The organism is Streptococcus oralis (assembly GCF_003942585.1).
In the GTDB taxonomy this organism is placed as follows: domain Bacteria; phylum Bacillota; class Bacilli; order Lactobacillales; family Streptococcaceae; genus Streptococcus; species Streptococcus oralis_BE.
Genome location: NZ_RJNK01000001.1, coordinates 419,808 through 443,950, shown reverse-complemented (window position 1 = coordinate 443,950; position 24,143 = coordinate 419,808). Strand labels below are relative to the sequence as shown.

The following is a 24,143-nucleotide window of genomic DNA, read 5'->3' as shown; positions in this document are numbered from 1 at the left end:
TTTTAAAATCATGTTTCGGTTGTAAAAGTGCCAAAGTTGATTCTCCATAGGAGAATGATATCTCCTGCTAGTAAATCATCTGCTAATAGGTCCATGTGTCATTTGGGAATGGGCTTGAGATTTAGTAGCCAAGCTTCGACATCACGATTAAGAGAGATATAGGGCTTGACAGGGTAGTTATCAAAAGTAGTATTCATAAATTTTTTCTTTCTAATTTATCTCTATTAGTCTAATAAATTTCTAAAAAATTTAAAAATTTTTAACTCTGTCAAGTTTTTTTCTTGACACCTCTCGAAAATCTGTTATAATAGAACATGTGCTAAATAGCTTAGCTATTTCACCGAAATAAAAAATAAGAAAAGAGACATTAAAAAATGGCAGTTAAAATCCGTTTGACTCGTATGGGTTCTAAGAAAAAACCTTTCTACCGTATCAACGTAGCAGACTCACGTTCACCACGTGACGGACGTTTCATCGAAACAGTTGGAACTTACAACCCACTTGTTGCTGAAAACCAAGTAACTTTGAAAGAAGACCGCGTTCTTGCATGGTTGGCTGATGGAGCTCAACCTTCAGATACAGTTCGCAACATCCTTTCAAAAGAAGGCGTATTGAAAAAATTCCACGATTCTAAATTCTCAAAATAAGTTTAAAGTAGGTTGACAGATGGATACGATTGAAAATCTCATTATTGCGATTGTGAAACCTTTGATTTCACAACCTGATGCCTTAACTATCAAGATCGAAGACACACCAGAGTTTTTGGAGTATCACTTGGATCTTGACCAAAGCGATGTCGGTCGTGTTATCGGTCGTAAGGGTCGCACTATCTCAGCGATAAGAACGATTGTCTACTCTGTCCCAACTGAAGACAAAAAAGTAAGAATCGTTATTGATGAAAAATAAAAAAAGCGGGACAGATGTCTCGCTTTTTTTGTGAGGAGGAGAAGATGAAGGATTTAACGTTTAGACAATTACAAGCTTATTTACTCGAACATTACCAACAGTCTCGGACTGAGGAAGGCCTCTTTATCAAGCTAGTGGAGGAAGTCGGAGAAGTAGCAGAGGTCTTGAATGGGCGCTCTGGTCGAAAAGAGGGTGTCCAGGACTCAAATGAGGAACTAGCCAAAGAACTGGCTGATATCATTCATTACACCGTCGCAATCGCAGCTATCAACGATATTGACCTAACCAAAACCATCTTTGACAAAGATAAGAAGGCTGCCATTAAGTACCAACATGAACGAGATTTGAAAGGATTTTTGGATAACTTCCAAGAGAACTAGGAGTAATCTCTTTTCACTGATATGAAAGGTTTCTCCTAGATTACGCTAGCTAGTAAGAAAGAATGAGAAAGCAATGAGACCAGAGGATTATGCATGGAATGAGTTTGAACGAACTGCCTATAAGACTAAAATGAATCACCTACCCAGTCCTTACAAAGTTGCCATTTGGGACGACTCTGAGAAAAGATTGGAACTAGAACAAATACTGGATAGACTTCCTCAGAAAGAACTAGCTCGATGGGCATTAGAGAACTCGCGAGATTTCTTATCTTTAATTGATATCGGTGATGAAGGTGAGAAAAATAAAATAATTCGGCAAGCTTATGAGGCTTTTGATGCACGATTGAGAAATGAGTTCTCACCTCATGAGTTGAGAAAAGCAGGTTTCGCAGCAAATCTCCTCTCTAAAAATGCCCAAAATCAAATCGCTAAGTACGCTGCCAGAGTCTTTGTACAAGCTATTTCAACAGCCCATATGAGAGGACACGCCATCGTTTCCGCGGATTATGCTATCAAAGTAAGGAATCTCCAAGAGGCAGACAAGTTAGAACTTGTGAGACAAGAACGAGAAAAGCAGATCAGACTGGCTGAATCCTTTTTAACTAATGTAATAGATAAACGGTGAAAGAAGGCATAAAATACCAATCCTAGAAATAGCATCTAGGATTTTACTATGCTAAAATGGATAGACAGTCTCAAAGAATTCTAGTCAATCAATCTTGAGAATAGCTATTTTTAAATGGAGTGACCATCTATGAACGAGAAAACAAAAGCATACCTAGCAGCCTTATCCTTTTCAGCAATCATTGGTTTTTCTTTTTTATTTACTAAGATTGCTTTGGGCTATGCTAGTCCTCTCACAAACTTAGCACATCGCTATACAATCGCTGCTTTGGTATTGGTCATCCTTCATCAAACAAAACTTATCAATGTGAGTTTAAGTAGAAAAGATATTCTTTCAATTCTGCCTATGAGTCTTTTCTATCCACTCCTCTTCTTTATTTTCCAATCCTTTGCTTTACAGTATATATCGTCTTCTGAAGCGGGAATTTTACAAGCGCTTGTCCCGATTTTTACTCTCCTTTTGGCATCGGTCTTTCTCAAGGAAAAGACTGGTTTGCTACAAAAGTTCTTTTTAATTTTATCCGTAGCAGGAGTAGTTTTCATTTTCCTTAGCAAAGGAGCAAACTTTAGCACTGAAACTGCTAGCTTGGGCTTTCTCTTGATGTTGGGATCTGTTCTTGCCAATGCGATAAACAATATTCTCAGCAAGGTTAAAGGAGGCCGCTATCGGGCTATGGATATGACAGCTGTTGTGATATTTGTTGGCTTCATCACCTTTAATATGCTAAGCCTGACCTCGCACTATCTAGAGGGGAATATATTAGCTTACTTTGCGCCACTTGGACAGGTGCCCTATCTGCTTTCCATCCTCTATTTGGGAATACTAGCCTCTATCGTGACTGGTAGTCTCTCTATCTATGCTATCGTTCGCCTCGGGGCATCAACCGTCAGTGTCTTTGGTAATCTTGGAACAGTTTTGACCATTCTAGCTGGGGCTCTTATCCTCCACGAACCAATTTATAGTTACCATGTGATTGGAGCAACTTTGATTATTGCTGGAATTTTAGGCATGAATCTGATGAGAAAAAAGTAAAGATTGCTTAGTAGTCTTTTTCTTTATTTAAATGATGCAGAAAATTCAAAATTTTTAATGAAATTAGGCTTAGAAAACAAAGATTTTAATATAGCATGATAAAATAGATAAAAGAATGATACTAGGATAAAGAGGAGAGAGTGTAAAAATGAAGCCAAATGATATTGCTGAAGCTATTGCTTTTTATAACAGAGAACCCGAGATGTTGAAACGTCACGTTATAGCAGTCGTAGATTGTGATTTGGTTGTTTATCATCGTCCTGGAAACGCAAGTAAAGGACACATTATTTTTTATCATGGAGCTTGTGGCCGTAGTCAGATGTGGGCCCACCAGTATGATGCTTTCGATGGATTTGACCTTTACTTTGTCAATGTTAGAGGGCAGGGGGAATCACCTATGAAAGTTGGCCTTCCCGACTTGGAAGGCGCTGTTCAAGATGTAGATGCTATTTTGTCCTATTTCCAGCTAGATAAGGTGATATTGGTTGGTCATTCTTGGGGAGGAAATCCACTTCAAGAGTACACTTATCGCCATCCAGAAAGAGTCCTAGCCTTGGTCATGGTAGATAGTTGGGGACAGCATCGTTACCTATCAGATAAAGAAAGAGGTCGAATCAAATATAGTTCTCTTATGTACAAAACGATTCCTTGGAGGGTGATTGCAGATAAAAACTCAAAAATGTGTACTGATAACCCTATCACAAGAGAATTGGTCAAGACGGCCATTATAGAAACTGGGCGAGATGTTTTCTTGAACCTTGGAATCACAGGTTTCTTGGCAGTCCATGAGATAGAAGGATATAAAGGAAATCCTCCTATGCTTTTAGTAAGAGGAGAAAATGATTTCCCCAAACACCTGAAAATAATATATGATGGTATCATTGCCTTAAATCCCAATGCGCGTCAAGTAACGATTTCAGATAGCAAACACCAACCGATGAATGATCATCCTCAAGAGTTTAATCAGATAGTTGGTGATTTTTTTGAAGAAGTAGTAGCCTTGTAAGATAGGACCTATCCAACTTGTGAAAATCCCTGGAACGTGATAAAATAAAGGATAAGGGTTTTTAATAAATCATTGTTATAGAATGAGTGGATTTCTTTATGAAACGGTTTGAAGTAACTACAAAAATTGGCAGTCTCTCTGTTACTTATAAAAAGCAAAAGAAAGTGCTTGTTTGTTTAAATGGCGCAGGTTTGCTACCAAGTTATGAAAATTTTTCACTTATACTTGAAAAACTTCCCCCCACAATTGGTTATTTGACAATTGATTTTCCAAATACAGGTAGGAGTCCGATTCATGACCAATCTGGAAAAAATCTGGACAATCTTGTAGACGCGGTTTATGAAGTACTTGAAGAATTGGCGATTTCTGAATATATACTTTGTGTACATAGTTTGAGTGGAATTTTAGCTTGCAAATTGCTCAACAAATCAATTAAGTGTCAGGCTTTACTAGCAATTGAACCAACAACTAAAAAAGTAATGTTTTCTGATTTTTCAGAAAATCCCTATCCAGAAATGGAAGAGCAGATGAGGTTGATTGACGAGTATGGTCCTGAACTTTATTTTAAGAATTTAACTCAAGCAACATTTAGTCCTGAAACTAATAAAGAAATCTGGAAAATAATGCAAGAAAAAGGCTCAGAGTTGGAAGATCAAGATACAAAGTTTCGAATATCTGGAGAGATTACTGAGGAAGATTTTGAGAATGTATCTATAGAAGCTCATGTCCCTGTATTTATTTTTTGTCAGGCTTATAGAGAAAAAGAGTACAGAGACTCAGAATATTGGACTTCCAATACTAAACTCATTTTAGGAGGGAATCACCATTATTTACAATGGTCTGAATCAGAAAAAATTGCGACTATTATTCGAGAATTGTCAGAATAAGATGGAAAGAAGGAGAGTACAGGAGACAAGATGAACTACTTTAATGTTGGGAAAATCGTCAATACGCAGGGTTTACAAGGTGAGATGCGAGTCTTGTCTGTGACGGATTTTGCTGAGGAACGCTTTAAAAAAGGGGCAGAGCTGGCTTTATTCGATGAAAAAGATCAGTTTGTTCAAACAGTGATCATCGCTAACCACCGTAAGCATAAGAATTTTGACATTATCAAATTCAAAGACATGTACCATATCAATGCGATTGAAAAGTACAAGGGTTATAGTCTCAAGGTCGCTGAGGAAGATTTGAACGACTTAGACGATGGAGAATTCTACTATCACGAGATTATTGGTTTGGAAGTTTACGAGGGAGACAACCTGATTGGAACTATCAAGGAGATTCTACAACCGGGTGCCAATGATGTCTGGGTGGTCAAGAGAAAAGGTAAGCGTGATCTGCTTCTACCTTACATACCCCCAGTAGTTCTCAATGTTGATATTCCAAACAAGCGGGTCCAAGTGGAAATCTTAGAAGGGTTAGACGATGAAGATTGATATTTTAACCCTCTTTCCAGAGATGTTTTCTCCGCTGGAACACTCGATTGTTGGGAAGGCTCGAGAAAAAGGGCTCTTGGATATCCAGTATCATAATTTCAGAGAATACGCTGAAAAGGCCCGTCATGTTGACGATGAGCCCTACGGAGGCGGTCAGGGGATGTTGCTCCGAGCTCAACCCATTTTCGACGCCTTTGATGCTATTGAAAAGAAAAAGCCGCGCGTCATTCTTCTCGATCCTGCTGGGAAACAGTTCGATCAAGCCTACGCTGAAGATTTGGCTCAAGAAGAGGAACTGATCTTTATCTGCGGTCACTACGAAGGATATGACGAGCGCATCAAGACCTTGGTAACCGATGAAATTTCCCTAGGAGATTATGTCCTGACTGGAGGAGAATTGGCGGCCATGACCATGATCGATGCGACCGTTCGCTTGATTCCAGAAGTGATTGGTAAGGAGTCTAGTCACCAGGATGATAGTTTTTCTTCAGGACTTCTCGAATACCCCCAATACACACGCCCTTATGACTATCGAGGCATGGTGGTTCCAGATGTGCTCATGAGTGGGCACCATGAAAAAATTCGCCAGTGGCGACTGTATGAGAGTCTAAAGAAAACCTACGAGCGCAGACCTGACCTGCTAGAAAACTATCAACTAACAGCCGAAGAAGAAAAGATGCTGGCTGAAATCAGAGAAAACAAAGAATAAAGGAGAACCTTATGCAAGTAATCAAACGTAACGGAGAAGTTGCTGACTTTGATCCAGATAAAATCTATCAAGCTGTCTTAAAAGCAGCTCAGACGGTTTATGTTTTAACAGATGATTTGCGCCAAAACCTAGCTCAAGTCACTAAAAAAGTAATCTTGGACTTGGAAGAAGCAAAAGTAGAACGTGCGACCATCAGTATGATCCAATCAATGGTTGAAAATCGTTTGTTGGGGGCAGGATATATCACAATAGCCGAACACTACATTTCTTATCGCTTGCAACGTGATTTGGAGAGAAGTGGGTATGGTGACCATATCGCAGTTCACCTTCATTTTGAACAAATTCGTTAAGAAAAAGAGTGGGATGAAAAGCATCTCACTCTTTCTTAAATCTATTTTTCTGAGCTGTTTGTACAGTTGAAGGGACGAAACGAAGTCTTTTGATATCAGTGATTCGGATGATACGAGTTACATTTTTTGTAAAATTTTTGACAACAATCTGTTGACGACTGGTATCATATTTGACAATATCACCAGTGAAGCTCGTTTCAGCAAGTATGACATGAACAGCCGTTTTTTTCTGGATGGCCTGTTCAATTGTGCTAATAAGGAAGTCGTTTTCAGAATAATCTTGTTCATTATGTCCACTGAGAAAGTCTTGTATCTTATCTAAGACTTGCTTGAATGTGTACGTCATAGGCGTCTCCCTCCTTATATATCCACATTATATAAAAATTTCCTAAAAACTACAAGATTTTTACGAATAGACTAGAGAAAGCATATCACAAAAAGGAGTTAAAATGGCAGAATTTACATTTGAAATCGAAGAACACTTACTGACCTTGTCTGAAAATGAAAAAGGATGGACAAAAGAACTAAATCGAGTCAGCTTTAATGGCGCACCAGCAAAGTTTGATATTCGAACTTGGAGCCCTGATCATACCAAAATGGGAAAAGGAATCACTCTTACAAACGAAGAATTTCAAGTAATGGTGGATGCTTTTAAAGGAAATCAATAAAAGGATATTGAGTTTTTGACTCAGTATCCTTTTTGGGTTAAATTGAGAAGTATGCTTGTCCCCTAAGTCGTTGTAATAGTAGGCGACCAATGAAACTAATCGCAATGATTTTACCAAGATCAGGGAGGATAAAAGGAAGGACACCAACTGCTAGTGCCTTATCGAATGGCATACCAGCAAGGAAGTGGAGGCTGAGAATACCTCCGACAAAGACGAGGGAATCACCCAAGAGGTTGGCTAGGAAAATGCGGATATGGCCACTATTTTGATGGATGAGATAAGATGTAAGTCCTGCATAGACAAGGTCGAACCAGAGATAGCCTGCGCTTGGACCAACTAAAACGTGAAATCCAGCTCCTCCCCCTGCAAAGACAGGTAGACCAATGGCACCCAACAGGAGATAGAGAGCAACAGATAGGACGGCTTCCCTTGGTCTAAAAACAGTTGCAATCAGACCGATCGCAAAGTTTTGTAGAGTGAAGGGGACAGGACCGATAGGGAGACTGATTTGAGCCAATACGGCGATGAGAGCAGCACCGATAGCAGGGATAGCATAGATATGAGCTTTTTTCAAAACTGTTAACCTCTTTTCGAAAATATAGTAACTATTATACTAATTCAAAAAGAAAAGTCAACCTATTTTTGAAATTAAGGTAACAATTTTGTGACAGCCGATTTTGCAAGTAAAAAGAGACTCTTTAAAGTCTCTTTCAACAATTAGCGCATGGTCACAAATTCTTCTGAAGCGGTTGGGTGGATAGCTACTGTAGCATCAAAGTCTGCCTTGGTTGCTCCCATCTTGATGGCAACAGCAAATCCTTGAATCATCTCATCCACCCCGTAACCAAGTCCATGAAGGCCAACAACTTTTTCGTCAGCACCCGCGGTGATGAGTTTGAAGCGAGATTCCTGACGATGGTTTGTAACGGCAGAGTACATAGATGCAAAGCTTGACTTGTAGACTTTGATGTGCTCTTGGCCGTATTCTTTGATAGCTTCTTCTTCGGTCAACCCCACGATTCCGATTGCTGGGTGTGAGAAGACAACAGTAGGGATAGTTGTGTAGTCCATCTTAGTACGTGTTTTTCCATTAAAGAGACGTTCAGATAGGGTACGTCCAGCCTTGATGGCTACTGGAGTTAGTTCCTTCTCACCCGTAACGTCTCCAAGGGCATAGATACCATCTACAACAGTATTTTGATACTCATCCACTTGGATAAATCCACGTTCGTTGAGTGTAACTCCAGCCTTTTCTAACTCTAAGCCGTCTACATTTGGACGGCGGCCAGTAGCCCAGATAACTTGGCTTACAGTGTGACTGGAACCGTCTTCAAAATGAATCGTAATGCCATGCTCTGTTTTTTCGAGCTTGACGGGTACCTTGTGTGTGTGCAAAGGTAGACCTGTTTTTTCCATTTCGTTGACGAGACCTTCCACGATGTAGCTGTCAAAAGTGCGCAAGGGACGATCACGACGGACGAACAAATCCGTTTTTACTCCGAGTGCGTGGAGAACACCTGCTAACTCAACGGCGATATAGCCAGCGCCAAGAATCGCAACAGATTCAGGAAGTTGTTCCCAAGCAAAGACATCGTCTGAACTACCACCGAGTTCAGCTCCAGGAATAGTTGGGATGCTTGGACGAGCGCCAGTCGCAATCACGATATGCTTGGCACGAATCAATTCACCATTAACACTGACGGTATGGGAATCAACAAAATGAGCACGACCTTCAATCAAATCAACGCCGTTACGTTTGAAACTTCCATCATAAGATGAGCGAGCGCGATCGATGTAGGCTTCACGATTTTGACGAAGTTTTGCGAAATCAAATTGAACATCTGAACTTGTAAAACCGTAGTCAGGGCCGTAGTGGTGGAAGCTTTCAGCGATTTGCGATCCATACCACATGATTTTCTTAGGAACACAGCCAACGTTGACACAAGTTCCACCTAATTTTTTCTCTTCGATAACAGCTGCCTTAGCTCCGTGTTCACCAGCTCGGTTCATAGTGGCAATGCCACCGCTTCCTCCACCGATGGCGATGATGTCATATTCTCTCATAGAAAACTCCTTATAGATTTGATAGTCATATTCTATCGTTTTTATTTTTTGAATGCAAAAATCTGCTACGCCCTAAAGAAATAGCAGAAATTACTTGCTAAATATAGAAATAAGGTGTATGATGTTACTAGTACAATTCTGCATAAATTGAATGAAAATAAGGCTCATTTCCTGAATTGTTCTCTTTTCTCTCTGAACAATCATTGTTTAGTGTAGGTAAATTTGCTATAATAGTCTTTGTATTGAAAATAAAATAGGAGTTTTGTGATGAAGGGGAATAAGAAAAATAAAAAATGGCAACTATACACAGCTATTGGTGCTGCAAGTATTATTATAATCAGTGCAGCGGGTATTTTGCTATTTAGACAGCCCTCTCAGGCTGCCGGTAAGGATGACACATCGCATCTCGTAGTCGCAAAGGAAGGAACAGTTGCCTCCTCTGTTCTTTTATCTGGTACCGTCACCGCAAAAAATGAACAATATGTTTATTTGGATGCAAGTAAGGGTGAGGTAGATGAAATCTTGGTTTCTGTTGGAGATAAGGTTGACAAAGGACAAGCGCTCGTAAAATACAACAGCACAGAAGCACAATCTGCTTATGATGCAGCTAACCGTGCCATAGCCAAGGCTGATCGTCGTATCAATGACTTGAAGGAATCACGAAACAACACTCTAGCTGATTCGGAAGGTTATGATGATGGAGCGCAGGGATCTTCAGTCTCTTCCATAGATTCTCAAATTAGTGATGCTCGTGATAGTCGTGCTGATGCAGAGGCACAACTTAAAAAGGCGCAGGCTCAATTGGACGCAACAAAGGTTTTGAGTACGCTAGAAGGTACAGTTGTAGAAGTTAATCGCAATGTATCGAAGTCTACAACTACTGCAAATCAAGTGATGGTTCATGTAGTAAGTAACGACAATCTACAAGTCAAGGGAGAACTTTCTGAGTACAATCTTGCCAATCTTTCTGTTGACCAAGAAGTGACCTTCTCTTCTAAAGTTTACCAAGATAAAACTTGGACAGGGAAGATCAGCTATATTTCAGCTTACCCTAAAAATAGTGGAGAAGGAACGAATGCTATAACTGGGGGGAATACTGGTTCTAAATATCCCTATACGATTGAAGTGACGAGTGAGATTGGTGATTTAAAACCAGGTTTTACCGTTAGTGTTGAGGTTAAAAGTGACAAGAAATCAATCCTCGTACCCTTAACCAGTGTCATTACTGAAGACGGGAAAAACTACGTTTGGGTTGTTGACGAAGAGAATAAGGCTAAGAAGGTTGAAGTTAGCTTAGGAAATGCTGACGCAGAAAACCAAGAGATCACATCTGGTTTGACAGACGGAACCAAAGTCATCAGTAATCCAACGACTTCCTTGGAAGAAGGAAAAGAGGTGAAGGCTGATGAAACAACTAATTAGTCTAAAAAACATCTGCCGGAGCTATCGAAATGGTGAACAGGAACTGCAGGTCTTGAAAAATATTAATTTGGAGATTGGCGAAGGTGAATTTGTTGCCATTATGGGACCATCTGGTTCGGGTAAATCTACTCTGATGAATACCATCGGAATGCTGGACACCCCAACTAGCGGCGAATATTATCTAGAAGGTCAAGAAGTGGCCCGTCTAGGTGAAAAGCAGTTGGCACAGGTACGTAACCAACAAATTGGTTTTGTCTTTCAACAGTTCTTTCTTTTGTCAAAGATGGATGCTGTTCAAAATGTTGAGTTGCCCTTGATTTATGCAGGAGTTCCAGCTGCCCAACGTCGCAAGTTAGCAGAGGAATATCTGAGTAAAGTAGAGTTGACTGATCGTATTCATCACCTTCCTTCGGAGTTGTCTGGCGGTCAAAAACAACGGGTGGCCATTGCGCGTGCTCTTGTTAACGATCCCTCAATCATCCTAGCTGATGAACCGACAGGTGCCTTGGATACGAAAACAGGAAGTCAAATCATGGAACTCTTGGTTGAGTTAAATGAAGAAGGCAAGACTATTATTATGGTAACGCACGAGCCCGAAATTGCAGCCTATGCAAAACGCCAGATTGTAATCCGTGATGGAGTTATTTCATCTGATAGCGCTCGTTTGGAAGGAAAGGAGAACTAAGATGCAAAATCTGAAATTTGCCTTTTCATCTATTATGGCACACAAGATGCGCTCCTTTTTGACCATGATTGGTATTATCATCGGAGTCTCTTCAGTAGTTGTCATCATGGCTTTAGGGGACTCTATGTCTCGTCAGGTCAATAAAAATATGACAAAATCTCAGAAAAATATTCAGGTATTTTTCTCACCAATTAAAAGTAAGGACGGTTCCTTTACACAAAAGCAATCTGCACTAACACTATCTGGTAAAGAAGAAGATGTTCACGTAGAACCACCTAAAACACAGGAATCGTGGGTTAAGGAAGCTGCCAAACTAAAAGGTGTAGATGGCTATTATGTGACTAATAGTACAAATGTTACTTTGACCTATAAGGATAAAAAGGTAGAGAGAGCAAGTCTGACAGGTGGCAATATGACTTATATGTCTGCTGTAGAAAATAAAATTATTGCAGGTAGGGATCTGAGAGAACAAGATTACCGAGATTTTGCAAGTGTGATTTTGCTAGATGAAGAACTCGCTAAAAGTCTTTTTGACTCGCCTCAGGCAGCACTCAATCAAATTATTTCAGCCAATGGATATAGCTATCGCGTGATTGGTGTTTACTCTAGTCCTGCTGTTAAAAGTGCTAAGATGTTTGGTGTAGGTGGCTTACCGATTACAACCAATGCTTCTGTAGCAGCTAATTTTAATGTGGAGGAAATTTCTAATATTGTCTTTCGTGTGAATGATACGAGTCTAACTCCGACTTTGGGGCCAGAACTCGCACGTAAGATGACAGAAATTGCAGGAGTACAGCAGGGAGAATATCAGGTTGTGGACGAAACTGCCGCTTTTGCAGAGGTTCAGCAAATCTTTGGTTTTATGACCGCTATTATTAGTGCTATCGCAGGAATCTCTCTCTTTGTGGGAGGGACTGGAGTTATGAATATCATGCTGGTTTCTGTAACGGAGCGTACTCGAGAGATTGGTCTTCGTAAAGCATTGGGAGCTACACGAGCTAATATCTTGGTACAGTTTTTGATTGAGTCCATGATCTTGACCTTGCTAGGTGGAGTCATCGGCCTAGTAAGTGCAGCGGGCTTGACCACGCTAGCAGGTGCTTTGTTAAAAAATATGATGGAAGGAATAGAAATTGGTGTCTCGCTACCGATTGCTCTCTTTAGCTTGGCTGTTTCGGCTAGCGTTGGTATGATCTTTGGGGTCTTACCAGCCAATAAAGCGTCTAAGCTTGATCCAATTGAAGCCCTTCGCTATGAATAAGATAGACAAGATGGACATTTGTCTATCTTGTTTTTGTATGGATTTCCCTATCGAAAATCACCGAAAATATGATATAATGAAGTGTTAGAAAAACAGGTTTCATTTGCCTGGAAAGGAAAAATTATGTCTGAAAAGAATTTTTATATTACAACACCGATTTACTATCCATCTGGTAAACTTCATATCGGTTCTGCCTATACAACCATCGCCTGTGACGTCCTAGCTCGCTACAAACGTCTCATGGGCTACGATGTCTTTTATCTGACAGGTCTTGACGAGCATGGTCAAAAGATCCAACAGAAAGCGGAAGAAGCTGGCATTACGCCACAAGCTTATGTTGATGGCATGGCAGTTGGCGTCAAAGAACTCTGGCAATTGCTCGATATCTCATATGATAAATTCATCCGTACAACTGATGATTACCATGAAAAAGTAGTAGCACAAGTATTTGAACGCTTGCTTGCTCAAGGTGACATCTACTTGGGTGAATACTCTGGCTGGTATTCAGTCTCGGATGAAGAATTCTTTACAGAAAGCCAGCTTGCAGAAGTTTTCCGTGACGAAGCTGGAAATGTGACGGGCGGTATCGCTCCATCAGGACATGAAGTGGAATGGGTTTCAGAAGAGTCTTACTTCCTTCGTCTCAGCAAATACCAAGACCGTTTGGTTGAATTTTTCAAATCGCACCCTGATTTCATCACTCCAGATGGTCGTCTTAATGAAATGCTTCGCAACTTCATCGAGCCAGGTTTGGAAGATTTGGCAGTTTCTCGTACAACCTTTACATGGGGAGTACCAGTCCCATCAAATCCAAAACACGTTGTCTATGTTTGGATTGACGCTCTCCTTAACTATGCGACAGCTCTTGGTTACGGTCAAGATGAGCATGGAAACTTTGACAAGTTCTGGAATGGAACAGTTTTCCACATGGTTGGAAAAGATATTCTTCGTTTCCACTCTATCTACTGGCCAATCCTTCTTATGATGTTGGATGTTAAATTGCCAGACCGCTTGATTGCTCACGGTTGGTTTGTCATGAAAGATGGCAAGATGTCTAAGTCTAAAGGGAATGTCGTTTATCCTGAAATGTTAGTAGAACGCTATGGTCTCGATCCACTTCGTTACTACCTCATGCGTAGCCTTCCAGTTGGTTCAGACGGAACCTTTACTCCTGAGGACTATGTAGGTCGTATCAACTATGAATTGGCAAATGACCTTGGAAACCTCCTCAACCGTACGGTTTCTATGATTAACAAGTATTTTGATGGACAAATTCCAGCCTATGTAGAGGGTGTAACAGAGTTTGACAAAGCTCTTGCTGACGTAGCAGAACAATCAATCGCTGACTACCATACAAACATGGAAGCAGTGGATTACCCACGTGCGCTTGAAGCAGTCTGGACTCTGATCTCACGTACCAACAAATACATCGATGAGACTGCTCCATGGGTCTTGGCTAAGGATGAAGCTCTCCGTTACATCGATGAGACGGCTCCGTGGGTCTTTGCTAAGGATGAAGCTCTCCGTGACAAATTGGCAAGTGTTATGAGCCACTTGGCAGCTAGCCTTCGCGTTGTCGCTCACTTGATTGAGCCATTTATGATGGAAACCAGTCGTGCAGTCTTGACCCAACTTGGTCTAGCAGAAGTTTCTAGCCTTGAGAACTTGAATCTAGCAGACTTCCCATCTGGTGTAACTGTAGTTGCCAAAGGAACTCCAATCTTCCCACGTCTGGATATGGAAGAAGAAATCGCCTATATCAAGGAACAAATGGAAGGCAACAAACCAGCAGTCGAAAAAGAATGGAATCCTGATGAAGTCGAACTCAAACTAAACAAGGAAGAAATCAAGTTTGAAGAATTTGACAAGGTTGAAATCCGTGTCGCAGAAGTCAAAGAAGTGTCTAAAGTGGAAGGTTCTGACAAGTTGCTTCAATTCCGTCTGGATGCTGGTGATTGCGAAGACCGTCAAATCCTCTCAGGAATTGCTAAGTACTATCCAAACGAACAAGAATTGGTCGGCAAGAAGGTACAAATCGTTGCCAACCTTAAGCCACGTAAGATGATGAAAAAATATGTCAGCCAAGGGATGATTCTCTCAGCTGAATATGATGGTAAACTAACCCTTCTCACAGTTGACCCATCCGTACCAAACGGAAGTGTGATTGGATAAAAGCAAAAAACCAACGTTAGACACGTTGGTTTTTCTTGTTATGTACGAGATTTTCTAAGAAGTAGTCCATCTCCTTTTGCGACCGGAGGACAATTACTTTCTCTGGATAGGTTTCTTGAACCCGTTGATAACGTTCTTTAGCATTCTTTGTCCGCCCATCCCAGAGAATCCATCTGATAAAGTCCCAGTCAAAGCGTTCAGGGCAACCTGCAGCCATGCTTTCTCTGACCTTGCCTCGGTATGTGAGATACCGTTTAAAGGCTCGAAAAAGACAAGTCCATGGGGAAAAATTGAGAAAGATGATTTGGTCAGCTTCCTGCATTCTTTCTTCATAGCAACACCAAGAGTAGTTGCCGTCGATGACCCAAACTTCGTGCTTTGTGAGAAAGTTTTTCATCTCGCCCAGCATCCATTCGCGGTCACTATCTTGCCAACCAGGTTGAAATTGAAGTGTATCCATATGCAGTTTGGGGATAGAGTAGTAGTTTGATAACGTTTCAGCTAGAGTTGACTTGCCGGCTCCAGAATATCCGATGATTGCGATTTTCATTTTCTACCTTTTTGTATTCAAGGACAAAAAAACAGCCTCTATGGACTGTTTCTTATTTAGCAAGTTTAGCTGAAAGACGAGCTTTATCGCGGCTTGCTTTGTTTTTATGAATCAAACCTTTAGTTTCTGCTTTGTCGATAGCTGAGCTAGCAGCACGGAAAAGTTCTTCAGAAGGGTTTGCTTCGAAAGCTTTGATAGCAGTACGCATAGCTGATTTTTGAGCTGAGTTTTTTTCGTTTTGTTTAACGTTCAATTCAGCGCGTTTGATAGCTGATTTAATGTTTGCCAATGTTCTTACCTCCATATTTACTAACTATACCATTATATATGAAAACTTAGGTTTTGACAAGGGAAAATTATTTTTTTAGGTAAATTTCATCGATTTCGTGGTTTTTAGTCTTGTGGAGAATAACCTCGGCACGATTCCTTGTCGGTTCGATATAGTTTTGTAAATTTATTAGATTAATGCTGGTCCAGATCTGATGAGCGAAGGCTTCGACCTCTCCAATCGGCATTTGCGTAAAGCGGTGGTAGTAGCTGTTGGGATCATTTTGGGCAAAGCTGAGCAGTTTTAAGAAACGATCCAGATACCAACTTTCAATGTCTTCGACTGCTGCATCAACGTAGATGGAGAAATCAAAGAAATCAGTGATGTAAAGGCGCTCATTTTGAGGGTTTTGAAAGACATTAATTCCCTCGACAATGACAAAGTCAGCAGCTTTGACACGTTGCTTTTCCCTAGGAACGATGTCATACACTTCATGAGAATAGACAGGAATATCGACATCTTGCCCATTCTTTAGGCAGTCAAGAAAATTCAACAAGGCTTCCATATCATAACTTTCAGGAAAACCTTTGCGATTTAAGATATTTTGGTCAATCAAGGTTTGATTGGGATAGAGAAAACCGTCAGTTGTCACCAATTCTACAGTAGCATCTGGGAGAGTGCGTGATAAAAGAATCTGAAGTAAGCGACTAGTAGTCGATTTCCCCACAGCAACACTTCCAGAAACCCCAATGATAAAAGGCTGGGATTTGCTTTCACGTTGGAGGAAAATTCCTTTTGAAAATGCCAAATCATCCTTAGTGCGCTTGTAAATATGGATAAGATGGACAAGGGGAAGATAGACGTCCGTTACGTCCTGCAGACTAATCTGGTCATTGAAACTCTTGATGGAGTCCAGTTCTTCTTCCGTCAAGGGAGGAGTTGTTTTGCGATGCAATGATTGCCAAGTCTGGCGGCTGATTTTCTCAAAATGTAAGAATTCGTTGGTCATTTGTTTTCCCCTAGATATTTTGTCTATCATACCATAAAAAGCTAAAAAAATAAAGCGGTTTCTTGATGGTAGTAAGTCAATATCGTATAATAGAGATAGATGGAGGTTGAATAATTTAATGATGAGATAGGGAATTGTTTCTGAAGACTTATCAGTTATTAAAAGTGGGCTTTTTTAGTTCGCAACTTATAGGAGGCATACAATGAAAATCTTGAGATGTTACATATTGGAACTCTGTTTTATTTTAAGTTTTACACTACCTTTTATAAGGGGAGCGAATGCGGATAATGGTAGACGCTTTGTAGAAACCTATTACGGTTTTACCTTCTTAATGGATCATCTCCTTTTAACAGTTGTCTTTATCTGTTCGCTCTTGATTGCTTGGTTAGTAAAAAAGCAGTGGACGAAATGGCTTGCTGCTGGTAGTTATCTATTTTTGATTTTGTGGATTGCTACAGAAGGATATCTATTCCGTATGTCGCTAGAAGATTTGATACGACTTTGGACAAGTTTGGAAATGTTGACACAAACTTATCAGTTGGGCTTTTATCTAAACATCATATTGGGAATCCTGTTGATAATAAAGTGTTTTAAGGTTAAGAAATAGTAATAAAAATGCGCCTGATTACAGACGATCTGTTTTTTCCTGACTATGATAATTTGTAGTTCCCGATCGATTGTAATGTATTTCTAATAATTGAAAGAGATTGAAGAAAAGGTTTTTTGACTAGGATTCTTCAGTCTTTTTCATTTTATCATCACTTTGTAAACGATTTACAATTCAAGCCAAATTATGGTAAAATAGTTTTATGAGTAAAATGTATTATGCAGAAAATCCTGACGCTGCTCACGACATACATGAGTTGAGAGTGGAGTTGTTGGGAGAAAAAATGACCTTTTTGACGGATGCGGGTGTTTTTAGCAAGAAAATGGTTGACTTTGGGAGTCAGCTTTTATTGAAGTGTCTAGAGGTTAACAAAGGAGAAACGGTCCTTGATGTGGGTTGTGGTTATGGGCCATTGGGTTTGTCATTGGTTAAGGCTTATGGAGTTCAGGCAACCATGGTTGATATCAATAATCGTGCTCTAGACTTGGCTCGACAAAATGCTGAACGAAATAAAGTAGAAGCAACGATTTTCCAATCCAATATCTATGAACAAGTTGAAGGGAAATTTGACCATGTTATTTCCAATCCGCCGATTCGAGCGGGCAAGCAGGTTGTTCATGAGATTATCGAAAAGAGCAAGGATTTTTTGGAAGACGGTGGCGACTTAACAATCGTTATTCAGAAAAAACAGGGTGCTCCAAGTGCTAGAAATAAGATGGAAGACGTTTTTGGAAATTGTGAAATCATAAAGAAGGACAAGGGATACTATATCCTTAGAAGTGTGAAAGAATGAGAGCAGTTGATTTAATCCAAAAGAAACGAGATGGTCAAGAACTGACTGCAGCTGAAATCAAATGGTTGGTAGAAGGCTATGTGGCTGGAACTGTTCCAGACTATCAGATGTCTGCTTTTGCTATGGCTGTTTATTTTAAAGGAATGACCACACGTGAGATTTCTGATCTGACGATGAATATGGTCAAGACAGGTCAGGAGTTTGATTTGTCAGCTATTGATGGGGTTAAAGTTGATAAACATTCTACTGGTGGTGTGGGTGATAAGGTGACCTTGATTTTGGCTCCCCTTGTTGCGAGTTTCGGTGTGCCCGTTGCTAAAATGAGTGGTCGTGGACTAGGGCACACTGGCGGAACCTTAGATAAGTTAGAAGCGATCAAGGGCTATCAAGTTGAGCGCAGTCAAGAGGATTTCATCAAACAGGTTCAAGATATTGGTGTATCTGTCATTGGGCAGTCAGATCAGCTGGTTAAAGCAGACAAGCTTCTTTATGCCCTCCGTGATGTGACAGCAACTGTCGACACGATTCCTTTGATTGCTAGTTCGGTGATGAGCAAGAAAATTGCTGCAGGAGCGGATGCCATTTTGCTAGACGTAACGGTCGGTGAGGGTGCCTTCATGAAGACTGTTGATGAGGCGCGCGAATTGGCTCAAACCATGGTAGATCTTGGTAAGGCTGTTGGTCGGAAGACAGTAGCCGTGATTACAGATATGAGTCAGCCCTTGGGACGAGCTATCGGCAATCGTCTTGAAATCTTAGAAGCAATTGACATTCTTCAAGGAAAAGGTCGAGAAGATATCAGTCACTTTATCTGTGAACTTGCTCAGATCATGCTTAGTTTAGCAGATGTTGAGAAGACTGTAGAAGAAGTGCGTCAACACCTTGAAAACGGCCAAGCGCTGGCTAAGTTTGAAGAAATGGTAGCAGCACAAGGCGGTGATTTAGAAGATCTCTATCGTCCAGTAAATGTTGCGCATGTGGTGGAAATCCCAGCTCAAGAGACCGGTGTCATTTCAGCTCTTCCAGCTATGGAATTTGGTCTATATGCCATGAGATTGGGAGCTGGTCGTGCAGTCAAGTCTGATCCTTTAGACTATGAAACTGGAATCGTTTTTGATAAAAAAGTTGGTGAACCTGTCCAGAAGGGTGAAATTGTCGCAAAAGTATATACAAATGGAAAAATTTCTCCTCAACTAGTTACAGAATTTCAAAAATATGTTAAAATGAATGATGGAGTGCAAAGTTTACGAGAAATTATAGAAATTATCTCATAAAATCAGGGAGAATCCGAATATGAAATTGAATAAATATATCGATCATACGCTTTTGAAGCAAGATGCAACCCAAGAACAAATCAATCGTTTGCTATCTGAGGCGAGAGAGTATGATTTCGCCAGTGTCTGTGTTAATCCGACTTGGGTTGCTCATTCAAAGGCGGGGCTTGAAGGTTCAGATGTGAAGGTTTGTACAGTAGTTGGTTTCCCATTGGGAGCAACAACTTCAGCGGTAAAAGCTTTTGAGGCCAAGGAAGCCATCCAAAATGGAGCAGATGAGATTGATATGGTTATCAATGTTGGAGCTCTCAAATCGGGCAATCTTGATTTAGTTGAGTCAGACATCCGTGCGGTTGTAGAAGCAAGTGGTGACAAGTTAGTGAAAGTTATTATTGAAGCTTGCTTGTTGACAGACAATGAAAAGGTTGTGGCTTGCCAATTATCCCAGAAAGCAGGCGCTGACTTTGTCAAAACATCAACTGGATTTTCAACTGGTGGAGCGACTTTGCCAGACGTTAAATTGATGCGTCAGACAGTGGGAACTGATATGGGTGTTAAGGCTGCAGGTGGAGCTCGTTCATATGCGGATGCCGTTGCTTTTGTGGAAGCAGGTGCTACTCGTATCGGAACTTCTGCTGGTGTAGCCATTTTAAAAGGAGAATTGGCTGATGGCGACTACTGAGTTAATTGAACTAGCAATTGAAACCAGCAAGAATGCCTATGTGCCCTATTCTCACTTTCCTATCGGAGCTGTTTTAGTTGCCAAGGATGGTAGCATTTATACGGGTGTGAATATCGAGAATGCTAGTTATCCTTTGACCAACTGTGGAGAGCGGACAGCTATTTTCAAAGCAGTCTCTGAAGGTCAACGGGAATTTTCAGAATTGGTTGTCTACGGTCAAACTGAAAAACCCATCTCACCATGTGGTGCTTGTCGCCAGGTCATGGTTGAATTTTTTGAACAAGATCTAAAGGTGACACTTGTCGCCAAAGATAAATCGACGGTCGAGATGACGGTCGGGGAGTTACTTCCATACTCATTTACAGACTTAAATTAGTCTGGGCCACTCTTGCAGTGGCTATGGTCTGTGTGACCAAACAATCCATACTTGCAACATCGTTGCACATCTTATTTAGGAGGTTCAGTAATGAACAAGAAACAATGGCTAGGCCTAGGTCTAGTTGCAGTAGCAGCAGTTGGACTTGCTGCATGTGGTAACCGCTCTTCTCGTAACGCGGCTTCATCTTCTGATGTGAAGACAAAAGCAGCAATCGTCACTGATACTGGTGGTGTTGATGATAAATCATTCAACCAATCAGCTTGGGAAGGTTTGCAAGCTTGGGGGAAAGAACACAACCTTTCTAAAGATAACGGTTACACTTACTTCCAATCAACAAGTGAAGCAGACTATGCGAACCACTTACAACAAGCGGCAGGAAGCTATAACTTGATCTTTGGTGTTGGTTTTGCCCTTAAAAATGCAGTTGAAGAGGCAGCAAAAGAACATACAGACTTGAACTATGTCTTGATCGATGACGTCATCAAAGATCAAAAGAACGTTGCAAGTGCTACTTTTGCAGATAACGAAGCGGGTTATCTTGCAGGTGTTGCTGCCGCAAAAACAACTAAAACAAAACAAGTTGGTTTTGTAGGTGGTATGGAATCCGAAGTTATCTCACGTTTTGAAGCTGGTTTCAAAGCAGGTGTTGCTTCAGTAGACTCATCCATCAAGGTTCAAGTAGACTATGCTGGTTCGTTTGGTGACGCAGCTAAAGGTAAAACAATCGCTGCAGCTCAGTATGCTGCAGGTGCTGATGTCGTGTACCAAGTAGCAGGTGGCACAGGAGCAGGTGTCTTTTCTGAAGCTAAATCACTTAACGAAAGCCGTCCTGAAAATGAAAAAGTTTGGGTTATCGGTGTAGACCGTGACCAAGCAGAAGAAGGTAAATACACTTCTAAAGATGGTAAAGAATCAAACTTTGTTCTTGCTTCAACTTTGAAACAAGTTGGTACAGCTGTAAAAGATATCGCTAATAAAGCGGAAAAAGGTGAATTCCCTGGTGGACAAGTTATCGTCTTCTCATTGAAAGATAAAGGGGTTGACTTGGCAGTAACAAACCTTTCAGAAGAAGGTAAAAAAGCTGTTGAAGACGCAAAAGCTAAAATCCTTGACGGAAGCGTAAAAGTTCCTGAAAAATAATGGATAAAAGTCATTTCTTAGGAAGCGGCCATCGGTCGCTTCTTTAAGAATTGAGGCAATTTTTGTCTCAATAGAGCTTGTTAATGTGATTAGCAGGTTTTATTGAAATAAAATAAACCTCTGAAAGGAAGAGCATATGGCACACGAAAATGTCATTGAGATGCGTGAGATTACCAAGGTGTTTGGTGAATTTGTCGCAAACGATAAAATCAACTTGCACCTACGGAAAGGTGAAATTCATGCACTTTTAGGAGAAAATGGAGCAGGGAAATCCACTCTGATGAACATGCTAGCGGGGCTTCTTGAACCAACTAGTGGTGAGATTGCGGTGAATGGTCAAGTTGTAAAACTAGACTCACCGTCTAAAGCTGCTAGTTTGGGAATCGGGATGGTTCACCAACACTTTATGTTGGTCGAAGCTTTCACAGTGGCTGAAAATATCATTTTGGGGAGTGAAGTCACCAAAAATGGCGTGCTAGATATTGCAGGGGCTACCAAAGAAATTAAGGCACTTTCAGAACGTTATGGTCTTGCAGTGAATCCTGCTGCCAAAGTGGCTGATATCTCAGTTGGAGCTCAACAACGTGTAGAAATCTTGAAAACACTCTATCGTGGTGCTGATATCCTTATCTTTGACGAACCTACAGCCGTATTGACTCCTTCGGAGATTGATGAGTTGATGGCAATCATGAAAAACCTTGTCAAAGAAGGGAAGTCCATCATTTTAATTACCCATAAACTGGATGAGATTCGTGCAGTATCTGACCGTGTTACGGTTATCCGTCGTGGGAAATCAATCGAGACTGTTGAGATAGCAGGAGCCACTAATGCAGACTTAGCAGAAATGATGGTAGGACGTTCGGTATCCTTTAAGACAGCCAAGCAAGTTGCCCAGCCAAAAGATGTGGTCTTATCTATCAAAGACCTAGTTGTCAATGAAAACCGTGGTGTTCCAGCTGTGAAGAACCTTTCTTTGGATGTTCGTGCTGGTGAAATTGTCGGTATTGCAGGTATTGATGGAAATGGCCAGTCAGAACTCATTCAAGCTATCACGGGTCTTCGCAAGGTTGAGTCAGGTAGTATTGAATTAAAAGGCAAATCAATCGCGGGTCTGCACCCTCGAAAAATTACCGAGATGAGTGTGGGCCATGTTCCAGAAGACCGTCATCGCGATGGTTTGATTTTGGATATGATGATTTCGGAAAATATCGCTCTTCAAACCTATTACAAAGAACCACTCAGCAAAAATGGCATCTTGAACTATGCTAATATCACTTCTCATGCCAAGAAACTGATGGAAGAATTTGACGTCCGTGCTGCTAGCGAGTTTGTTCCAGCAGCAGCTCTTTCAGGGGGAAATCAGCAAAAAGCAATTATCGCTCGTGAGATTGATCGAGACCCTGATCTCCTGATCGTCAGCCAACCGACACGTGGTTTGGACGTTGGTGCCATTGAGTACATTCACAAACGCTTGATTGAGGAACGTGATAATGGCAAGGCTGTTCTCGTTGTCAGCTTTGAACTGGATGAGATTTTAAATGTCTCAGACCGTATTGCTGTTATCCATGACGGTAAGATTCAAGGTATTGTGTCGCCAGAAACGACTAATAAACAAGAACTTGGTGTCTTGATGGCTGGTGGAAGCTTGGGAAAGGAGAAGAGTGATGTCTAAAAAATTACAACAAATTTCGATTCCCATGATTTCCGTATTCTTAGGAATCTTACTCGGAGCCATTGTCATGTGGATCTTCGGCTACGATGCTATCTGGGGTTATGAGGAGTTGTTCTACACAGCTTTCGGTAGTCTCCGTGGTATCGGTGAGATTTTCCGTGCCATGGGGCCTCTAGTCTTGATTGGACTTGGTTTTGCTGTTGCCAGTCGTGCAGGTTTCTTTAACGTCGGTTTGCCAGGCCAAGCTCTTGCGGGTTGGGTTATGAGTGGGTGGTTTGCCCTTTCAAATCCTGATATGCCACGTCCTTTGATGATTCTTGCGACAATTGTTATTGCCCTTATTGCTGGTGGGATTGTCGGAGCTATCCCAGGTATCCTCAGAGCTTATCTCGGAACATCGGAAGTTATCGTGACCATCATGATGAACTACATTGTATTGTATGTGGGGAATGCCTTTATCCGCTCTTTCCCTAAGGAATTGATGCAAAGTACAGACTCGACAATCCGTGTCGGTGCCAACGCCGCCTACCAGACACCATGGTTGTCTGAGTTGACTGGAAATTCTCGTATGAATATCGGAATTTTCTTTGCGGTTATTGCGGTAGTTGTCATCTGGTTCTTGCTCAAGAAAACAACTCTTGGTTTTGAAATCCGTGCAGTTGGTCTCAACCCAAATGCTTCTGAGTACGCAGGTATCTCTGCCAAACGCACAATTATCCTATCTATGATTATTTCAGGAGCCTTGGCAGGTTTAGGTGGAGCAGTTGAAGGTCTGGGAACTTTCCAAAACGTTTATGTTCAAGGTTCGTCATTGGCTATCGGATTTAACGGAATGGCAGTTAGTCTCCTTGCAGCAAACTCTCCAATCGGTATTCTATTTGCAGCCTTCCTATTTGGAGTTCTCCAAGTCGGAGCACCTGGTATGAATGCTGCACAAGTACCATCAGAGCTTGTTAGTATCGTAACGGCGTCTATTATCTTCTTTGTCAGCGTTCACTACCTTATTGAGCGTTTTGTCAAACCGAAGAAACAAGCAAAAGGAGGTAAGTAAAG

29 protein-coding genes and 1 pseudogene are annotated in these 24,143 nt (G+C 41.1%); 23 read left to right on the top strand and 7 right to left on the bottom strand.

The window, feature by feature from the left end; all coding sequences use genetic code 11:
• Nucleotides 1-8 precede the first annotated feature (8 nt).
• Nucleotides 9-197: pseudogene (locus tag D8862_RS02250) on the bottom strand (hypothetical protein).
• Nucleotides 198-374: 177 nt separating this feature from the next.
• On the opposite strand from D8862_RS02250, the gene rpsP reads away from it, so the two are divergent.
• The 10 genes from rpsP to D8862_RS02200 all read left to right on the top strand — a co-directional run bounded on the left by rpsP (nucleotide 375) and on the right by D8862_RS02200 (nucleotide 6,444).
• The gene (gene rpsP / locus D8862_RS02245) at nucleotides 375-647 is read left to right on the top strand and encodes a 30S ribosomal protein S16 (protein WP_000268760.1); all 273 of its coding nucleotides are present in this window, start codon (nucleotides 375-377) and stop codon (nucleotides 645-647) included.
• A gap of 19 nt (nucleotides 648-666) precedes the next feature.
• Nucleotides 667-906, top strand: coding sequence for an RNA-binding protein KphA (gene kphA, locus D8862_RS02240; protein WP_000379617.1), 240 nt, complete (start codon nucleotides 667-669; stop codon nucleotides 904-906).
• Between the two features lie 44 nt (nucleotides 907-950).
• The gene (locus tag D8862_RS02235; RefSeq protein WP_004243240.1) at nucleotides 951-1,286 is read left to right on the top strand and encodes a MazG nucleotide pyrophosphohydrolase domain-containing protein; all 336 of its coding nucleotides are present in this window, start codon (nucleotides 951-953) and stop codon (nucleotides 1,284-1,286) included.
• Nucleotides 1,287-1,359: 73 nt separating this feature from the next.
• Nucleotides 1,360-1,911 (top strand): putative immunity protein, encoded by a 552-nt coding sequence (locus tag D8862_RS02230; protein WP_001247192.1) that lies wholly within the window; start codon nucleotides 1,360-1,362, stop codon nucleotides 1,909-1,911.
• Between the two features lie 129 nt (nucleotides 1,912-2,040).
• Complete coding sequence (locus tag D8862_RS02225) at nucleotides 2,041-2,943, top strand: DMT family transporter (RefSeq protein WP_125448532.1); 903 nt, start codon at nucleotides 2,041-2,043, stop codon at nucleotides 2,941-2,943.
• A gap of 148 nt (nucleotides 2,944-3,091) precedes the next feature.
• Nucleotides 3,092-3,949, top strand: a complete 858-nt coding sequence (locus tag D8862_RS02220; protein WP_000803904.1) for an alpha/beta fold hydrolase — start codon at nucleotides 3,092-3,094, stop codon at nucleotides 3,947-3,949.
• Between the two features lie 98 nt (nucleotides 3,950-4,047).
• The gene (locus D8862_RS02215; protein ID WP_125448531.1) at nucleotides 4,048-4,836 is read left to right on the top strand and encodes an alpha/beta hydrolase; all 789 of its coding nucleotides are present in this window, start codon (nucleotides 4,048-4,050) and stop codon (nucleotides 4,834-4,836) included.
• A gap of 30 nt (nucleotides 4,837-4,866) precedes the next feature.
• On the top strand, nucleotides 4,867-5,385 hold the full coding sequence (gene rimM, locus D8862_RS02210; RefSeq protein WP_001105878.1) for a ribosome maturation factor RimM: 519 nt from the start codon (nucleotides 4,867-4,869) through the stop codon (nucleotides 5,383-5,385).
• Complete coding sequence (trmD, locus tag D8862_RS02205) at nucleotides 5,375-6,094, top strand: tRNA (guanosine(37)-N1)-methyltransferase TrmD (protein ID WP_125448530.1); 720 nt, start codon at nucleotides 5,375-5,377, stop codon at nucleotides 6,092-6,094. Before rimM ends, trmD begins: the two co-directional genes overlap by 11 nt.
• A gap of 11 nt (nucleotides 6,095-6,105) precedes the next feature.
• Nucleotides 6,106-6,444 (top strand): ATP cone domain-containing protein, encoded by a 339-nt coding sequence (locus tag D8862_RS02200; RefSeq protein WP_001196051.1) that lies wholly within the window; start codon nucleotides 6,106-6,108, stop codon nucleotides 6,442-6,444.
• A 25-nt stretch (nucleotides 6,445-6,469) separates the two neighbouring features.
• Here the strand turns inward: D8862_RS02200 and D8862_RS02195 are convergent, their stop codons facing one another.
• The gene (locus D8862_RS02195; RefSeq protein ID WP_125448529.1) at nucleotides 6,470-6,790 is read right to left on the bottom strand and encodes a hypothetical protein; all 321 of its coding nucleotides are present in this window, start codon (nucleotides 6,788-6,790) and stop codon (nucleotides 6,470-6,472) included.
• A gap of 103 nt (nucleotides 6,791-6,893) precedes the next feature.
• Between D8862_RS02195 and D8862_RS02190 the strand changes: the two genes are divergently transcribed.
• Nucleotides 6,894-7,112: a YdbC family protein gene (locus D8862_RS02190; protein WP_000807436.1), complete on the top strand. Its 219-nt coding sequence runs from the start codon at nucleotides 6,894-6,896 to the stop codon at nucleotides 7,110-7,112.
• A gap of 37 nt (nucleotides 7,113-7,149) precedes the next feature.
• Here the strand turns inward: D8862_RS02190 and D8862_RS02185 are convergent, their stop codons facing one another.
• A complete protein-coding gene (locus tag D8862_RS02185) occupies nucleotides 7,150-7,686 on the bottom strand; it encodes a biotin transporter BioY (protein ID WP_000709014.1) in 537 nt (178 codons plus the stop codon).
• Between the two features lie 143 nt (nucleotides 7,687-7,829).
• Nucleotides 7,830-9,176: a glutathione-disulfide reductase gene (gene gor / locus D8862_RS02180; RefSeq protein WP_125448528.1), complete on the bottom strand. Its 1,347-nt coding sequence runs from the start codon at nucleotides 9,174-9,176 to the stop codon at nucleotides 7,830-7,832.
• A 267-nt stretch (nucleotides 9,177-9,443) separates the two neighbouring features.
• Here gor and D8862_RS02175 point away from each other — a divergent pair, with 267 nt between their 5' ends.
• From D8862_RS02175 to metG, 4 genes are all read left to right on the top strand, one after another.
• Nucleotides 9,444-10,598 carry an efflux RND transporter periplasmic adaptor subunit gene (locus D8862_RS02175; RefSeq protein ID WP_125448527.1) on the top strand — a complete coding sequence of 385 codons (1,155 nt, stop codon included), beginning with the start codon at nucleotides 9,444-9,446 and terminating at the stop codon, nucleotides 10,596-10,598.
• Entirely contained in the window at nucleotides 10,582-11,283 is a 702-nt protein-coding gene (locus D8862_RS02170) for an ABC transporter ATP-binding protein (protein ID WP_000811477.1), read from the top strand. Before D8862_RS02175 ends, D8862_RS02170 begins: the two co-directional genes overlap by 17 nt.
• A gap of 1 nt (nucleotide 11,284) precedes the next feature.
• On the top strand, nucleotides 11,285-12,544 hold the full coding sequence (locus tag D8862_RS02165) for an ABC transporter permease (protein WP_001180412.1): 1,260 nt from the start codon (nucleotides 11,285-11,287) through the stop codon (nucleotides 12,542-12,544).
• A gap of 123 nt (nucleotides 12,545-12,667) precedes the next feature.
• Entirely contained in the window at nucleotides 12,668-14,716 is a 2,049-nt protein-coding gene (gene metG, locus D8862_RS02160) for a methionine--tRNA ligase (RefSeq protein WP_125448526.1), read from the top strand.
• Between the two features lie 16 nt (nucleotides 14,717-14,732).
• On the opposite strand, the gene D8862_RS02155 is transcribed toward metG, so the two are convergent.
• From D8862_RS02155 to coaA, 3 genes are all read right to left on the bottom strand, one after another.
• Nucleotides 14,733-15,266, bottom strand: a complete 534-nt coding sequence (locus D8862_RS02155; RefSeq protein WP_125448525.1) for a DNA topology modulation protein — start codon at nucleotides 15,264-15,266, stop codon at nucleotides 14,733-14,735.
• 52 nt (nucleotides 15,267-15,318) lie between these two features.
• Nucleotides 15,319-15,555: a 30S ribosomal protein S20 gene (gene rpsT, locus D8862_RS02150; protein WP_001274000.1), complete on the bottom strand. Its 237-nt coding sequence runs from the start codon at nucleotides 15,553-15,555 to the stop codon at nucleotides 15,319-15,321.
• Between the two features lie 67 nt (nucleotides 15,556-15,622).
• Nucleotides 15,623-16,543 carry a type I pantothenate kinase gene (gene coaA, locus D8862_RS02145; RefSeq protein WP_125448524.1) on the bottom strand — a complete coding sequence of 307 codons (921 nt, stop codon included), beginning with the start codon at nucleotides 16,541-16,543 and terminating at the stop codon, nucleotides 15,623-15,625.
• Nucleotides 16,544-16,745: 202 nt separating this feature from the next.
• On the opposite strand from coaA, the gene D8862_RS02140 reads away from it, so the two are divergent.
• From D8862_RS02140 to D8862_RS02105, 8 genes are all read left to right on the top strand, one after another.
• On the top strand, nucleotides 16,746-17,150 hold the full coding sequence (locus D8862_RS02140) for a hypothetical protein (RefSeq protein WP_125448523.1): 405 nt from the start codon (nucleotides 16,746-16,748) through the stop codon (nucleotides 17,148-17,150).
• A gap of 202 nt (nucleotides 17,151-17,352) precedes the next feature.
• Nucleotides 17,353-17,943, top strand: a complete 591-nt coding sequence (locus D8862_RS02135; protein ID WP_125448522.1) for a class I SAM-dependent methyltransferase — start codon at nucleotides 17,353-17,355, stop codon at nucleotides 17,941-17,943.
• Complete coding sequence (locus tag D8862_RS02130) at nucleotides 17,940-19,217, top strand: pyrimidine-nucleoside phosphorylase (RefSeq protein WP_125448521.1); 1,278 nt, start codon at nucleotides 17,940-17,942, stop codon at nucleotides 19,215-19,217. Before D8862_RS02135 ends, D8862_RS02130 begins: the two co-directional genes overlap by 4 nt.
• Before the next feature lie 19 nt (nucleotides 19,218-19,236).
• The gene (gene deoC, locus D8862_RS02125) at nucleotides 19,237-19,899 is read left to right on the top strand and encodes a deoxyribose-phosphate aldolase (protein WP_125448520.1); all 663 of its coding nucleotides are present in this window, start codon (nucleotides 19,237-19,239) and stop codon (nucleotides 19,897-19,899) included.
• Nucleotides 19,886-20,275, top strand: a complete 390-nt coding sequence (locus D8862_RS02120) for a cytidine deaminase (protein WP_125448519.1) — start codon at nucleotides 19,886-19,888, stop codon at nucleotides 20,273-20,275. The genes deoC and D8862_RS02120 overlap by 14 nt, the downstream gene beginning before the upstream one ends.
• Nucleotides 20,276-20,365: 90 nt before the next feature.
• Nucleotides 20,366-21,418 carry a BMP family lipoprotein gene (locus D8862_RS02115; protein ID WP_125448518.1) on the top strand — a complete coding sequence of 351 codons (1,053 nt, stop codon included), beginning with the start codon at nucleotides 20,366-20,368 and terminating at the stop codon, nucleotides 21,416-21,418.
• Between the two features lie 136 nt (nucleotides 21,419-21,554).
• Entirely contained in the window at nucleotides 21,555-23,090 is a 1,536-nt protein-coding gene (locus tag D8862_RS02110; protein ID WP_125448517.1) for an ABC transporter ATP-binding protein, read from the top strand.
• Complete coding sequence (locus tag D8862_RS02105) at nucleotides 23,083-24,141, top strand: ABC transporter permease (RefSeq protein ID WP_125448516.1); 1,059 nt, start codon at nucleotides 23,083-23,085, stop codon at nucleotides 24,139-24,141. Before D8862_RS02110 ends, D8862_RS02105 begins: the two co-directional genes overlap by 8 nt.
• The last annotated feature ends 2 nt before the right edge of the window (nucleotides 24,142-24,143 follow it).